Raw genomic sequence first — 12,862 nt, forward strand, 5'->3', positions numbered from 1 at the left:
CCTCACGGCATGCCTTAATAAGAATAGGTTTAGCGGCGTTTACGGTTGTTCTTGATCAGCGTCATGCGACGCGAATGACGCAGCCAGGAATAGTACGTCTTTAAGTCCCGCAGCTCCATCGTCTCCGACATTCTGCCGAGAAAGGTAACGACGATCATCTTGTGGAGCGGATTGCCGATCAGGTCGACTTCCTTCTCGGAGACGGAGAACTCCGCCACGAAAACGAGGTCGTCGTCGATCGTGTAGACGTCCTCTTCGTTGCGATAGTAGGATACGACGCGTCCCTCTTTCAGACACTGCCATAAAAACTCGGCGATATCGGAAAAGCCCGTCTTTTCGGATTCGACGCGGTCGGTCCAGCGAACGCGAGCATGATTCGTAATGATGATGTCCGCGACTTTTTTATCCCCAAGCTCAACGAAAAAAGGCTCGTACGTGCTCCAACGCTCCGTTTGCTTGTCTTTCACGGGACTTCCCTCCCTCGCTCGCATGAGCCAAAAGGCCTATTAAGGGTTTGAGATGTTAGGCATATATATACATTCTATCGCAATTATTCCCGTACATTCAACATTAAAAAAAATAGATTCCATACTTTACATTTTTTTAATAATTCGGTCACGCCCGGTCTATAAAAAAAGAGCGCCGCCCGGTCGCCGGCGCGGCGCTCCAATCGCTTGTGACTCGCTCAGAGCCCGTAAAACCGGGTCTTGTCCGGCACGTTGCTCTCGTACTCGGTCTTGATCTCGCCCCGGTAGGAGCGCTCGATCTTGCGGACGTAGGGCAGCCGCTGAAGGTTGCGCACCGTGTCCTCCGAGGTATCCGCGTCCATATAGAGGACGGCGTAATTCATCTTGCGAGACATATAATGCAGGCTACCGTACTTGTCCAGCGCGCGCGCCGCCTTCCAGTCGCTGAACCATACGATGTAGCCGATCCGTTCGGCGAACATGACGCTCCTCCGTTCTGCAGGCCGGCCGAAGCCGGCGTTCGATATTATCCGCAGCCCCCGCTGCCGCAGGAGCAGCTGCCGCCGCTCCCGCAGCCCGATGCCTTGGGGTTCGGATCGTTATCCGGCACCTTGATCGTCTCGGACACCGAATGCGCGATCAGCAGCGACACTTCGTGAAGCAGCAGGTCGACCGCGCGCTCCGCTTCCTTGAAGCGGCGGACCTCCTCGATCTCTTCGAGCTTCGCCTCGGCCGCGTAGACTTGGTCCAGCGCCTCGTGGTAATCCGGGTGAAAATGACCGAACCGCTCGCACTCGCTGAACTTGTCCTTGGCCTTGAGAAACTCGCGAATGCGAAGCTGCGCTTCGCCGCTGCGCTCCACGGAGCGCTTCCAGTATACGTAATCCTCCGTCAACGCGGAGTGCTTTATCAGATCTCCCAGCTCGAAGGCGCGTGCCGCGATCGCCGTAAGGTCGGCCGCGGGATCCGGCGAATAGCCGACGGACGCCTCCGCCGCAGGGAGGGATTTTACCATGGTCAAGACTTAACCACCTGCCCCTTATGCGCTTGGGATACATGGTCTATCATATCACATATTGCTATCGGGGGGTCAAGTGATCGGGCGGGCGCCGTCTGCGCGCTGCGGATCGGGCAGCGATACCATGAGCGGACCGATCTCCCCGGCTTCGATAACGATCGGACTGTCGGCGAGCGCAGGCTTGCCGCTGCCGGCCGTCCGGACGAACGGCCTGCCCCAGACGCGCCAGCCGCCTTGCCCGCAAAGCTCGACGCGCTCGGGCGAGAAATCGATCCATGCGCTACCCTTGCTTAACCGCAGTCCGGCTCGCCAGCCGATCGCCCGCTCTACGAGCTCTTTGCGCGTAGAGACGTGATAGGCGGCCGGCTGCCGCAGCCAGCCGGGAGGGACGCCTTCCGCGCCTGGGTAGAGCCTGTTTGAGAGCGTCGGCGGCCTCGCGTCCCAGACGCGGGCTGGCTCGGCTACGATCGCACGATCCGCCGCCCCCCCCTCCCCGAAGATATCGTTGTCCGGCCGCTCGCCGAAGCGCTTGTCGCGTTCCTTTGCAACGCCGGCATCCGGCCTGCCGACCGACTGGGGCTGCGGCTTTTCCGATGGCGGCGCAGCTTCGGGGAGCGACGCCGGCTGCGCCTGTACCGCCAGCGCTGCCTCGAACCAATCGCGCAGCGCGACGTCCACGGCGCCGGGAAGCGGCGCGCCCGAGCCGCGTTCCAGCGCGGACCGCGCCTGCTCGAGGCTTATCCCTCCCGTCTGCGCGCGGCGGCAAGCGTCCGCATCGATCCGGTAGACGGCGACCACGTCCTCGGACAGGCGGCGCGCCAGCAGCTCGAGCTCCCAGCGGGAGGCGGGCGGCACCTCTGGGGGCACGATCGCCTCAAGGTCCGGCATGAGCTCATAAGTATCGTAGCCCCCGCTGCCTTCCTGCGTCTCATGCAGCCGTGCGGGGTCCGTCTCGATGATCCATCGTAAAGCCGCCCCCTCCGTTCCGCTTCCGGTCTCCATCCAGCCCGCTGCCCGCAGGAACCGGATCCAGGCCTCCGCAGCCGAGGCGGCCTCTTCCGTCGGCAGCGCCTTCGCGATATCCGCAGCCAGATACCAGCGCATCGGCAACAGATCGCGCAGCGCTTCTGCAGCAAGCCAGGCGCCCGGCCGCTCCGCCGGGAGCAGGCAGTCTGCGGCGCGCTCGAGGAGGCGAAGCTCCCCTTCGGCGGCGGGCAGCGCGAGCCAGTCCTTTGCGGCCTCGTCCGGCTCCGCCGCGATCGACTGACCGCGCCGCTGTAGCATTCCGATCGCGCTGCCCAAACGGAGCGCCAGCACGACCGCTGGGGGCAGCGCCTCCCAAGACGGCGGTACGACCTGCGGCGGGATGTCGTCCGGCGCAAGTCGCATGGCGGAAGCCACTTTGGCGGCCTCCTGCTTGCGCGGCGCGCCCTTGGCCGTGAGCGGCAGGCCAAAGCGTCGGATCGCCGACCACCCGGCGATCAGCTCGTGGGACAGCGGCGAGGCGGCCGCATCGCAGCCGTCCATCCAGATCTCCTCGGGCAGCGGCTCGATTCGCAGCGGGAGCAGCAGCCTGCGCCACACCGCGCACGTATCCGCGGGCAGAAGCAGCAGCCGGTCTCCCCACGGCCGGTCCATCGCGAAAACGATGCCGTCGCGACGGAGCAGCTGGACGGCGAGCCGCAGCTCGGCTCCCGTCCAGCCGAACGGCGGCTTGCCGCCTTCTTGCGCGAGCTTCTCCTCCGGGAACGGCGCCGGGCCGAAGCGCTTGACGATCAGCGCAAGCGTGTCCCGCGCAACCGGCGGCGCCGCCTCGGCCCACTCGGCCGAACGACGCGGATCCGCCAGCACCTCTTGCAAGCTCCTCCCCTCCGCAAGCCTTCCGGCCGTCCAGGGACCTTCACGCAGCCAGCCTAAGGCGGCTTCGGGCAGCTCGTCGACGATTTCCCGCGTATTCATCGTAAGCCTTCCTTGACTGGCGCCTCCGCCGCGCCCTCGGCGCCCGCCCAGCGCCCCACCTCGTAGCGGTAGCCCTGCTGGATCAGAAACTGCTGCCTGCGGCGCGCGTATTCGACCTCGTCCGTATGCTCGCTGACGAGCGAATAAAAAAAGGCAGCTTCCCCGTTTTTCTTGGGCCGCAGGATGCGCCCGAGGCGCTGCGCCTCCTCCTGCCGCGACCCGAAGCTGCCGGAGATTTGGACCGCGACGGCGGCATCCGGCAGGTCGACCGCGAAGTTCGCCACCTTCGACAGCGCCAGCGCGCGCAGCTCCCCCCGGTTGAAGCGGTCGAACAAGTCCTGCCGTTCCCGGTGCGGCATGTCGCCCGTCACGAGCGGCAGCCCCAGCTCCCGCGACATGCTGCGGAGCTGATCGAGATATTGCCCGATCACGAGCGCCTGCTCGCCCTCGTGGCGAGCCAGCAGCGCGCGGACGACCTCGGCCTTGCGCGGATTTTCGCCCGCGATCCGGCTGCGCGCGCGCGCGGTGGCGACCGCGTACCGCCCGGCGCATTCGGCATCGAGCGGCACGCGCACCTCGCTGCAGGAGGCTTCGGCGATCCAGCCAGCCTCCTCCAGGCTTTTCCACGGCGCCTCGTACGCCTTCGGCCCGACGAGCGCGAACACGTCTTTCTCGCGGCCGTCCTCGCGCACGAGCGTCGCGGTCAGACCGAGCCGGCGCGTCGCCTGCAGCTCGGCGGTCAGGCGGAAGACGGGCGCCGGCAGCAGGTGCACCTCGTCGTAAATGATAAGGCCCCAGTTGCGGTCCTGGAACAACCGCCAATGGGCATTGCCGCCGCCTTCGCCGCCGCGGCTGGTCAGCACCTGGTAAGTGGCGACCGTCACAGGACGCACCTCCTTGCGCTCCCCCGTATAAGCCCCGATCTGTTCGTCGCCGAGCGTCGTCGCGCGTCGCAGCTCGCGAATCCACTGGGTGACCGACACTGTGTTCGGCGTCAAAATCAGCGTCTCGCAGGCAAGTCGCGCGACCGCGCCGATGCCCACCCACGTCTTGCCGGCGCCGCAGGGCAGTACGACGACGCCGCTTCCGCCGGAGACGGACCGGGCGACATCAACGCCGGCATCCGAGGAAGTTTCCGCCGCGGAAGCCGTTGACGCCGCCCTGCCGAGCAGCGCATCGACGGCGGCTTGCTGGTAGTCGCGCAATGCGGGCGCCGCTCCGCTGTGGCACAGCGCCAAAGGCAGCGGCTCGCCGCTTCGGTAGCCCGCATCGTCGATGACCGGGTACCCGGCCAGCGCCAGCTCGCGCTTGAGCCAGCCTCTGGCATCGGCGCGGACGACCGCGTAGCCGCCGTCCGCGGATAGACGCAGCCAACCGGACACTGCCTTCAGCGAAGCGACGGCCGCGAGCAGCGCGGGATCCTTCGCGCGCAGGCGAAGCTCCCCCTCGTGCAAGCCGAGCCTCAGCTGCCCGTATCTGGCGAACTGCGCCGCGAGATCGCGCTCCAGCGCGGCCGGCACGCCGTATCTGGACAGGACGCGCAGGCTGCCCAAGGCGCGCGCGGCCGTCCAGCCGGAAGCCGCCGCGTTCCACACGGTGACGGGCGTGATGCGGTAAGTGTGCAAATGCCCGGGGCGCTTCTGAAGCTCCGCGATCGCGCGAAGCAGCGCCTGCGCTTCGCCGAAGCCGGGCAGCCGCTCATCCAGCAGCAGCGTGCCGTCCGATTGCGCGATGATCGGCGCGGCGGTCGTTCGTGACAGCGTCATAGGGCGGTCGCCTCCTTTTTATACCAAGGATGCCCCGAACCCGGCGTTTATAAGCAGCGCGTCTCCCCGGACCGCCCTTCCAGGCAGCAAAAAAACAAGCAGCCCCCTTCGCACATATGGCGAAAAGAGCAGCCTGTTTGTCCGTTCCAACACCTCGGAAATGAACGGCCCCGCCTTCCTGGCGTCCGCCTAGCAAGGATATCGTTCGTCCCAAACATTACGACTGCGGCACATCCGCCGCCGCATCGTCCGCCACTGCGATCAGCAGCTTGATCGCATGCCGCAGCGCGCGCTCGTCGATATCGAAGCCCGGATGGTGGTGCGGCGCGGATGATCCGTCGGTCCGGCCTGCGCCGACGAAGAAGAAGCAGCCCGGTCTCTCCTGCAAATAATAGGAAAAATCCTCGCCGGCCATAATCCGTTCGCACTCGCGAACCTCGCCTTCTTCGTGAACCTCCGCGGCGACGCGCAGGACGCGCGCCGCCTCCCGCGGATCGTTGACGACCGGCGGGTAGCCTTCGTAAAATTCGAACGTATAATCGACCCCGTGCTGCCCGCAGGCGTGACGGATAATGTCGTCCATGCGGCTGCGCACCAGCTCGCGCACGCGCGGATCGAAGCTGCGCACGGTACCGCTCAGCTTGCAATTGTCCGCGATCACGTTGCGGGCCGTGCCGGCGCGAATCTGCCCGATCGACAGCACCGCGGCCTCGAGCGGATCGACGCTGCGCGAGACGACGGTCTGCAGCGCCACGACCAGGTGGGCGCCCGCAACCAGCGCATCCCTCGCCTCATGCGGCAGCCCGCCATGGCCGCCGCGACCGCGGATCTCGATCTCGAACTCGTCGGGCTCCGCCATGAGCGGACCCGGACGGGTCGCGATCGTGCCGACGGGCAGCGGCGTCCACAGATGGATGCCGTATATGACGTCCACCCCGTCCAGCGCGCCGTCCGCGATCATGCCGACCGCGCCGCCGGGAAGCACCTCCTCGGCCGGCTGGAACAAGAAAACGCGCGTCCCTGCCGTCTTCTCCCGGTTGTCCGCATAATACTTGGCTGCCGCCAGCAGCTGCGCCGTATGTCCGTCATGTCCGCAGGCATGCATGACGCCGGGTACTGTAGACGCATACGCGACATCCTTGGCGTCCTGGATCGGCAGTGCGTCGATATCGGCGCGCAGGGCGACGGTTCTGCCCGGCAGCGCCCCTGACAGCTTCGCGACGACGCCGGTACCGGCCACTCCGCGCCTGACATCGAGTCCCCAGGATGCCAGCAGATCGGCGATCATCGCCGTGGTATTCGTTTCCTTGAACGACAGCTCGGGATGCTTGTGCAAGTGCCTGCGCCATTCGACGGCTTGCCCATGCAGCGACTGCAATTGTTGTTCATCGATGCTCACAGCGTCCGTCTCCTCTCCGTGTCTCTATATTGTTTCTTATTGTAACAGATTGCCGTCCGATCCGACACGGCGCCGGCCCGATCCGACGCTTGCGCGAGGGCGGAAGAACGCTTGCAGAAGGTGTCCAAACCGTCTATGATGGAGGGTGGAAAGAAGCCTTGCCGCAATTTTCAAAGGAGGAACTTGGGATGTTAATTGAAAATACCGGATTGAACGGAACGCAGATCGATCTGGCCACGCTGGACGAGTCGGCCGAGAAAGTGGGCTTCATCCGCTGGCAGTGGGAATATACGCGCGCTACATACGATCTGAAGCTGACCGACGCAGGCACGAACAGCGACTACTTCCTGCGCTTCAGCACGCGCGCCGTCGAAGGCCGGCTGGAGAATCCGGACGCCATTCTGGCGATCGAAGCGGTCTATATCGGACGCGCGACGTTCCCGCACGGCCTGGAGTACGAGTCGCCGGTGCCACAGCCCATCCTCAACACCGCTACCCTGCGCCTGAACGAGCTCAGACAGCTGCTCGCTTGACCTGCCGGAGCGACAGATGAAGACCTCCGAAGGCTCGCGGGGCGCACCCGACTTTCTGCTGATGATTTTGACGCTGGCGCTGGTCGGTTTCGGTCTGGTCATGGTTTTCAGCGCGAGCTCCAGCATGGCGGGGGCGACGGAGAAGTTCGGCAACGACGCGCTATACTTCACCAAGCGGCAGTTCATGTTTGCGGGACTCGGCACGTTCCTGATGCTCGTCATCATGAACGTGCCTTACGCCAAGTTCAAGAAGCTCTTTTTGCCCCTTATGCTATTCACGATCATGCTGCTCATCATGGTGCCGTTTTTCTCGGCGATCAACGGCGCGAGCAGCTGGATTCGTTTCGCGGGGGTAGGCATCCAACCTACGGAGCTCGCTAAGCTCGCTGTAATCCTGTATCTGGCGGCGATCATTACGAAAAAGCAGGACAAGTTCCGCGAGTTCAAGCGGGGACTGCTTCCCGTCATGATCGTGGTGGGCTTTATCGTCGGCTTGATCATTTTGCAGCCCGACTTCGGCTCGAGCGTCATCCTGCTGCTCACGGCGACGATCATTATCGTCGCGGGCGGTGCCAACCTGAAGCAAGTGCTGTTGTCGGCAGTCGTCCTCGGCGGTTTGGCCGCGCTCGTGCTCAGCATCTACTTCCTCGCCACCGGAGACGACGGCGGTTATCGGATGGAGCGGATTACCGCATACCGCGATCCGTTCTCGGATCCGCAAGGCAACGGCCTGCAGCTGCTCCGTTCGCTCGAGGCGTTCGGTCACGGCGGCTTCTGGGGCGCGGGCCTCGGCAACAGCGTGCAGAAGCTGTTTTATTTGCCCGAAGCCTATAACGACTTCATCTTTTCGGTCATCGCGGAAGAGCTCGGCTTTTTCGGCGTGACACTTTTTTTAATTTTTTACATGCTGTTCCTCTGGCGCGCGCTCATCGTCTCTCTGCGTTGCCCCGATATTTACGGCACGCTCGTCGGCGTCGGCCTCGTATCGCTCATCGGTATTCAGGCGCTTATCAATATGGGCGGCGTCAGCAACGCGATTCCGATGACGGGGGTCACGCTACCTTTTATCAGCTATGGCGGCTCTTCGCTATTGTCGCTGATGATTGGGATGGGCATTCTGCTCAGCATCTCCAGAGAATACAACCGGGTCGGCGTTCAGCGCCCGGAACCCCGCAAAAAAAGCGCATCGCTGCACGTATGAGCAGCAATGCGCTTTTTTTTGTTGTCATTATTATGTAAGCGCCGCGTTCACTTGACCCGAACGGTGAGCGCCTCTTCCTGTTCGACGCCGGCTTCGTCCTTGAAGGCCACGCCTTCGACCTTGACGTTCACTTCGACGACGCGCAGTCCGGTCATATTCTCGACGGCTTCACGTACGTTCTCTTGAAGGCGTCGTCCGACCTCCTGGATCGGACTGCCGTACAGCACGACGATGCGCAGATCGATGGCGGCCTCGAGCTGGCCGACTTCGACGGATACGCCCTTCTGCGCGTTTTTGCCGCTCAGACGCTTGGCCAAGCCTTCTGACATGCCGCCGGACATTGCAGCGACGCCGGGCGTCTCCAGCGCGGCCAGGCCGGCGATCGTCGCGACGACGTCATCGGAGATTCGTATGAGGCCTTCCTGCAGTTGTTCGCTCATCCGCGGACCACGCTCCCGTTAAGATATTGACTACATTGTAATGGAAGATGAGAGCGCGCGCAACCAATTGGGTATTGTACAAGTAGGGCCGCATTGGATATATTAAGAAATGCCGGTTAGATACATAATTTTCCGACTCGAGGTGTTCCAGGTTGAAAAAGCTGTTTTTCCCGCTCTTGGCCGTCTTTTTCGTGCTGAGCGCCATCGCGCATTATGCGCACATGAATACCGTGTTCCAGTTCGTCGTGTCGGCGATCGCGGTCGTATTCGTAGCCGGCTTTCTCGGCAAGTCGACTGAAGCCGTCTCCCATTATGCGGGACAGCGCCTAGGCGGATTCCTTAACGCGACGTTCGGCAACGCGGCGGAGCTCATCATCGCCATCTTCCTCGTCAAGGAAGGCCTGTTCGAAATGGTGAAGGCGAGCCTCACCGGCTCTATCATCGGCAACCTGCTGCTTGTTCTGGGCGCCAGCGCGTTCGCGGGCGGACTCAAGTTCAAGGAGCAAAAGTTCAACGTTCACTTGGCGGGGCAAAACGCATCGCTGATGCTGCTCGGCGTGATCGCGCTGTTCGTCCCGGCGATCTTCGTCAAAACCGAACATATCGGCAGCACCGACGCGTTCCGAATGAGCGAGATCGTCTCCGGCCTGCTCATCGTTGCCTACGTCGGCTGGCTGATCTATTCGATGATCACCCACAAAAGCTTCCTGGAGGACCATGCGGATACGCAAGCCGCCCATGGAGAGGTGCCTACTTGGTCCAAGGGCCGCTCCATCCTGTTCCTGGTCGTCGCGACCGTCATGGTCGCCTTCGTCAGCGAATGGCTGGTCGGCACGCTCCACACGTTCACCGCCGATTACGGCATGTCCGAGCTGTTCGTAGGCGCGTTCATCGTGGCCATCATCGGCAACGCGGCGGAACACAGCGCGGCGATCATGCTCGCCATGAAAAACAAAATGGGCGCCGCAGTCGAGATCGCGGTAGGCAGCAGCCTGCAGATCGCCTTGTTCGTGGCCCCTGTCCTCGTCTTCGTCAGCCTGCTGTTCACGGAGCAGATGGACCTGATCTTCACCACCGTCGAGATCGCGGCGATCGCCGTGGCGGCGCTGATTACGACCTCGGTATCGCGCGACGGCTCCACGACCTGGTACGAAGGCAAGCTGCTGCTCCTTGTCTATATCATGCTCGGCGTCGCGTTTTACTTTATCTAAGCACAATCTAAGCGCGCCCAAAGAAAGACCCTGTCTCTCGGCTGCAGGCTGAGAGACAGGGTCTTTTTGCGAGGACAATCAGGCGTCGAGCTCGGCCTTCTGCGCCAACGCTTCGTATAACAGCGCCAGGTTGCGCTCCAATTGACTGATCAATTGCTTGCCTTCCGTTTCTTCTACGAGTCCCGCTCGTACCGCAAAGTCGACCGCCCGAGAAAAGCCGTACATCTGGGTGTCCAGCACCTCTTCGTAAAGCGGGCATTTGCGGGTCGCCAGGTTCTCCATTTGGATGGCGATCAGTTTCTCGATCTTGCCGGCGTCGTCCTGCAGGAGGCGAAGCGCCTTCTCGTTCAGATTCAACATGACATCCGATGAAGCCATTCCCACTCCCCCTGTGCCAATCATGCCGATTCAATTTCAAACGGCAAAGCCGCCTTTTATACGCGATATAATTCTTCACTATCCATATTAGACGAAAAGCGGCCCAAGCACAAGGACAGGAAGGAGAAAGAAGGCGGCAATCCCAAGCGAAACGATCGCTTCAGCCGTTATTCCGCCGCAGCGAGTAGCGCCGGACGAGAAGGAGCAGACCGCCCATGCCGACGAGCAGCAAAAAAGCCGTTACCGCCTCGCGCTGCACGAAAAGCGCGCTCTCCCGCCAGTGCTCCCCGAGGAGCACGCCGATCAGCTCGAACGTACTCGTCCAGGCGAGCGCGCCCAGCGAGGCGTAGAACAGGAACGGACGGTACGGATGCTTGCCGAGACCGATAAACAAGGCGGTCATATGCCGAAGACCGGGCACGAAGTAACCGACCAGAACGAGAACCTGCCCCCACTTGGAAAAGCGCGCCTCGTGCCTCGCGAGCTTGTCCGGCGTCAGCCGCAGCAGCGGGCCGAGCTTTGTCAGCAGCGGCCTTCCCAGCCATCTGCCCAGCAGGTAGCTAAGCGACATGCCGGTTAAGCTTCCGCCGATGGCCGCCAGCATCGTGAAGCCGAGCTTCATATGCCCCTGCGTCATCAGGTAGCCCGCTGCCGTCAACAGCGCTTCATCCGGCACGGGGATACCGACCAGGCCGAGCGCCATCGCGAGAAACAATCCGACGTAACCGTATTCGAACACGAGCCCCAGCAGTGAATCGGTCATGGAAAGTCTGCATCTCCTGGTGAGGGCAGCGCGCTGCCCGGATATGTATGCGAATTTGCGAAGGGTCTCTTGAAGACAAACACCCCGTCCGCATGGACGGGGGAAGCCGATATGGGCTATGCCGGGTACGATCCGCCCGCAGGCGTCAGTCTACGATCGAGACGTTCAGGTTGTGCTTGGCGAACACTTCGCCCAGCTCCTTCTTCGCCTCGTCCGCATCGGGCCCGTGAACGTGCAGCTCATAAGCATGTCCGCCCACAAGTGTGGTGAAAAGGCCCAGAATGCTTTTAACGTCGATGTACTTGTTGTCGGCCTGAAGCACGATCGAAGAACGGAACTTGTTCGCAGTTTGTGACAATTCCACGATTGCAGCGTTGTTAGTCAAGGCAATCCCTCCAAGAATTAGGGTTCACGATTTCATATCCCATCATACTCTGTATCGCGGAACGGTGGCAAGGGGTAAACGCTTCATTTCAGATTGTCCGGATTTAATCCTTCCAGTTCGGGAAGGACAAACACGCCGTCCTTGCGGATCAAAACGTCGTCGAAGTAGATCTCGCCGCCGCCGTATTCGGGGCGCTGGATGAGGACGAGGTCCCAATGGATGGCCGAGCGGTTGCCGTTGTCGCAATCCTCGTAGGCTTGCCCCGGTGTGAAATGCAGGCTTCCGGCGATTTTCTCGTCGAAAAGCGTGTCTTTCATCGGGTGAAGGATGTACGGATTGAACCCGAGGCTGAATTCGCCGATATAGCGCGCGCCTTCGTCGGTGTCGAGCAGCGCGTTGATGCGCTCGTCGTCGTTTGCGGTCGCCTTGACGATTTTGCCGTTTTCGAACGTAAATGTGATGTTTTCATAAGCGAATCCGTTGTAGACGCTCGGCGTATTGTAAGCGATCGTGCCGTTGACCGAATCGCGCATCGGGCAAGAGTATACCTCGCCGTCCGGAATATTGCGGGCGCCCGAACATTTTTTAGCGCCGATGCCCCGGATCGAGAAGGATAGTTCGGTTCCCGGCCCTGTAATCCTCACCTTGTCCGTCTTTTTCATCAGCTCGTGGAGGGGATCCATCGCTTTGTCCATTTTGGCGTAATCGAGATTGCAGACGTCGAAGTAAAAGTCCTCGAACGCTTCGGTGGAGCGGCCCGACAGCTGCGCCATGGAGGCGTTCGGGTAGCGGAGCACGACCCACTTGGTATGCTTGACGCGCTGTTCCAGATGAATCGGGTGACGGTGTACGCTGTCGTAGAGCGCCATTTTGTCCTTGGGCACGTCGGACAGCTCGTTCACGTTGTCTCCGGAACGGATGCCGATATAACCCTGCATGCGCTTCATCCGGTCCATCTCGTACGCGGCCCACGTCTCGACCATCTCGGGACGGGCATGTCGCAGCAGCTCCCGCGTGACGGAGCGGTCCTCGATCTCCACGTGCGGGTATCCGCCGCGCTTCGCGACCTCCTCGACGAGCGCCTTAAGCAGCTCCCGCTCCGGTCCGATCATCTCGATCAGCACATGCTCGCCGGGCTGCACGTTAACGGAATATCCGGCCAGATTAGCCGCCAATTGTTGAATTCGCGCGTCGCGCATCGATATGACCTCCGATTGTCTATAGTCTTAAGCGTGCTAACATTGTACCACCGCGGACCTCACATTCAAAAATCCGTGCAAGACAAAAAGGACAAGCGATGGAGTCCCCTCCGACTTGTCCTTGGGCGTGCCGCCGGTTGCGG

The 12,862-nt window shown here is 62.0% G+C and carries 14 protein-coding genes; 3 read left to right on the top strand and 11 right to left on the bottom strand.

Going from position 1 to position 12,862, the window contains the following annotated elements; all coding sequences use genetic code 11:
- Window positions 1-29: 29 nt before the first annotated feature.
- From KB449_RS15830 to KB449_RS15855, 6 genes are all read right to left on the bottom strand, one after another.
- Window positions 30-467, bottom strand: a complete 438-nt coding sequence (locus KB449_RS15830) for a hypothetical protein (protein ID WP_282909301.1) — start codon at window positions 465-467, stop codon at window positions 30-32.
- A gap of 218 nt (window positions 468-685) precedes the next feature.
- Window positions 686-949, bottom strand: a complete 264-nt coding sequence (locus KB449_RS15835; protein WP_217592333.1) for a YlbG family protein — start codon at window positions 947-949, stop codon at window positions 686-688.
- Between the two features lie 44 nt (window positions 950-993).
- A complete protein-coding gene (locus tag KB449_RS15840; RefSeq protein ID WP_282912829.1) occupies window positions 994-1,482 on the bottom strand; it encodes a YlbF/YmcA family competence regulator in 489 nt (162 codons plus the stop codon).
- A gap of 75 nt (window positions 1,483-1,557) precedes the next feature.
- Window positions 1,558-3,444 (bottom strand): hypothetical protein, encoded by a 1,887-nt coding sequence (locus KB449_RS15845; protein ID WP_282909302.1) that lies wholly within the window; start codon window positions 3,442-3,444, stop codon window positions 1,558-1,560.
- Complete coding sequence (locus tag KB449_RS15850) at window positions 3,441-5,210, bottom strand: DNA repair helicase XPB (protein ID WP_282909303.1); 1,770 nt, start codon at window positions 5,208-5,210, stop codon at window positions 3,441-3,443. Before KB449_RS15850 ends, KB449_RS15845 begins: the two co-directional genes overlap by 4 nt.
- Before the next feature lie 217 nt (window positions 5,211-5,427).
- The gene (locus tag KB449_RS15855) at window positions 5,428-6,609 is read right to left on the bottom strand and encodes a M20 metallopeptidase family protein (RefSeq protein ID WP_282909304.1); all 1,182 of its coding nucleotides are present in this window, start codon (window positions 6,607-6,609) and stop codon (window positions 5,428-5,430) included.
- A 188-nt stretch (window positions 6,610-6,797) separates the two neighbouring features.
- On the opposite strand from KB449_RS15855, the gene KB449_RS15860 reads away from it, so the two are divergent.
- Window positions 6,798-7,142, top strand: coding sequence for a YugN family protein (locus KB449_RS15860; RefSeq protein WP_282909305.1), 345 nt, complete (start codon window positions 6,798-6,800; stop codon window positions 7,140-7,142).
- Between the two features lie 16 nt (window positions 7,143-7,158).
- Complete coding sequence (gene ftsW / locus KB449_RS15865; protein WP_282909306.1) at window positions 7,159-8,343, top strand: putative lipid II flippase FtsW; 1,185 nt, start codon at window positions 7,159-7,161, stop codon at window positions 8,341-8,343.
- Window positions 8,344-8,390: 47 nt separating this feature from the next.
- Here the strand turns inward: ftsW and KB449_RS15870 are convergent, their stop codons facing one another.
- Entirely contained in the window at window positions 8,391-8,783 is a 393-nt protein-coding gene (locus KB449_RS15870) for an Asp23/Gls24 family envelope stress response protein (RefSeq protein WP_282909307.1), read from the bottom strand.
- 152 nt (window positions 8,784-8,935) lie between these two features.
- On the opposite strand from KB449_RS15870, the gene cax reads away from it, so the two are divergent.
- A complete protein-coding gene (gene cax, locus KB449_RS15875) occupies window positions 8,936-9,994 on the top strand; it encodes a calcium/proton exchanger (protein WP_282909308.1) in 1,059 nt (352 codons plus the stop codon).
- Window positions 9,995-10,072: 78 nt separating this feature from the next.
- Here cax and KB449_RS15880 read toward each other — a convergent pair whose 3' ends face one another.
- The 4 genes from KB449_RS15880 to KB449_RS15895 all read right to left on the bottom strand — a co-directional run bounded on the left by KB449_RS15880 (window position 10,073) and on the right by KB449_RS15895 (window position 12,719).
- Window positions 10,073-10,372 carry an Fpa/YlaN family protein gene (locus KB449_RS15880; RefSeq protein ID WP_282909309.1) on the bottom strand — a complete coding sequence of 100 codons (300 nt, stop codon included), beginning with the start codon at window positions 10,370-10,372 and terminating at the stop codon, window positions 10,073-10,075.
- 160 nt (window positions 10,373-10,532) lie between these two features.
- Window positions 10,533-11,135 carry a DedA family protein gene (locus tag KB449_RS15885; RefSeq protein WP_282909310.1) on the bottom strand — a complete coding sequence of 201 codons (603 nt, stop codon included), beginning with the start codon at window positions 11,133-11,135 and terminating at the stop codon, window positions 10,533-10,535.
- A gap of 145 nt (window positions 11,136-11,280) precedes the next feature.
- Window positions 11,281-11,520 carry an HPr family phosphocarrier protein gene (locus KB449_RS15890; RefSeq protein ID WP_282909311.1) on the bottom strand — a complete coding sequence of 80 codons (240 nt, stop codon included), beginning with the start codon at window positions 11,518-11,520 and terminating at the stop codon, window positions 11,281-11,283.
- A gap of 83 nt (window positions 11,521-11,603) precedes the next feature.
- Window positions 11,604-12,719 carry an aminopeptidase gene (locus KB449_RS15895; protein WP_282909312.1) on the bottom strand — a complete coding sequence of 372 codons (1,116 nt, stop codon included), beginning with the start codon at window positions 12,717-12,719 and terminating at the stop codon, window positions 11,604-11,606.
- Window positions 12,720-12,862 lie beyond the last annotated feature (143 nt).

This window comes from Cohnella hashimotonis (genome assembly GCF_030014955.1).
Classification (GTDB): domain Bacteria; phylum Bacillota; class Bacilli; order Paenibacillales; family Paenibacillaceae; genus Cohnella; species Cohnella hashimotonis.

Bases quoted from the DNA above. Each gene is read 5' to 3' on its own strand.
- KB449_RS15835 (WP_217592333.1), bottom strand. From the start codon at position 949: ATGTTCGCCGAACGGATCGGCTACATCGTATGGTTCAGCGACTGGAAG.
- KB449_RS15840 (WP_282912829.1), bottom strand. From the start codon at position 1,482: ATGGTAAAATCCCTCCCTGCGGCGGAGGCGTCCGTCGGCTATTCGCCG.
- KB449_RS15845 (WP_282909302.1), bottom strand. From the start codon at position 3,444: ATGAATACGCGGGAAATCGTCGACGAGCTGCCCGAAGCCGCCTTAGGC.
- KB449_RS15850 (WP_282909303.1), bottom strand. From the start codon at position 5,210: ATGACGCTGTCACGAACGACCGCCGCGCCGATCATCGCGCAATCGGAC.
- KB449_RS15860 (WP_282909305.1), top strand. From the start codon at position 6,798: ATGTTAATTGAAAATACCGGATTGAACGGAACGCAGATCGATCTGGCC.
- ftsW (WP_282909306.1), top strand. From the start codon at position 7,159: ATGAAGACCTCCGAAGGCTCGCGGGGCGCACCCGACTTTCTGCTGATG.
- KB449_RS15870 (WP_282909307.1), bottom strand. From the start codon at position 8,783: ATGAGCGAACAACTGCAGGAAGGCCTCATACGAATCTCCGATGACGTC.
- KB449_RS15880 (WP_282909309.1), bottom strand. From the start codon at position 10,372: ATGGCTTCATCGGATGTCATGTTGAATCTGAACGAGAAGGCGCTTCGC.
- KB449_RS15885 (WP_282909310.1), bottom strand. From the start codon at position 11,135: ATGACCGATTCACTGCTGGGGCTCGTGTTCGAATACGGTTACGTCGGA.
- KB449_RS15895 (WP_282909312.1), bottom strand. From the start codon at position 12,719: ATGCGCGACGCGCGAATTCAACAATTGGCGGCTAATCTGGCCGGATAT.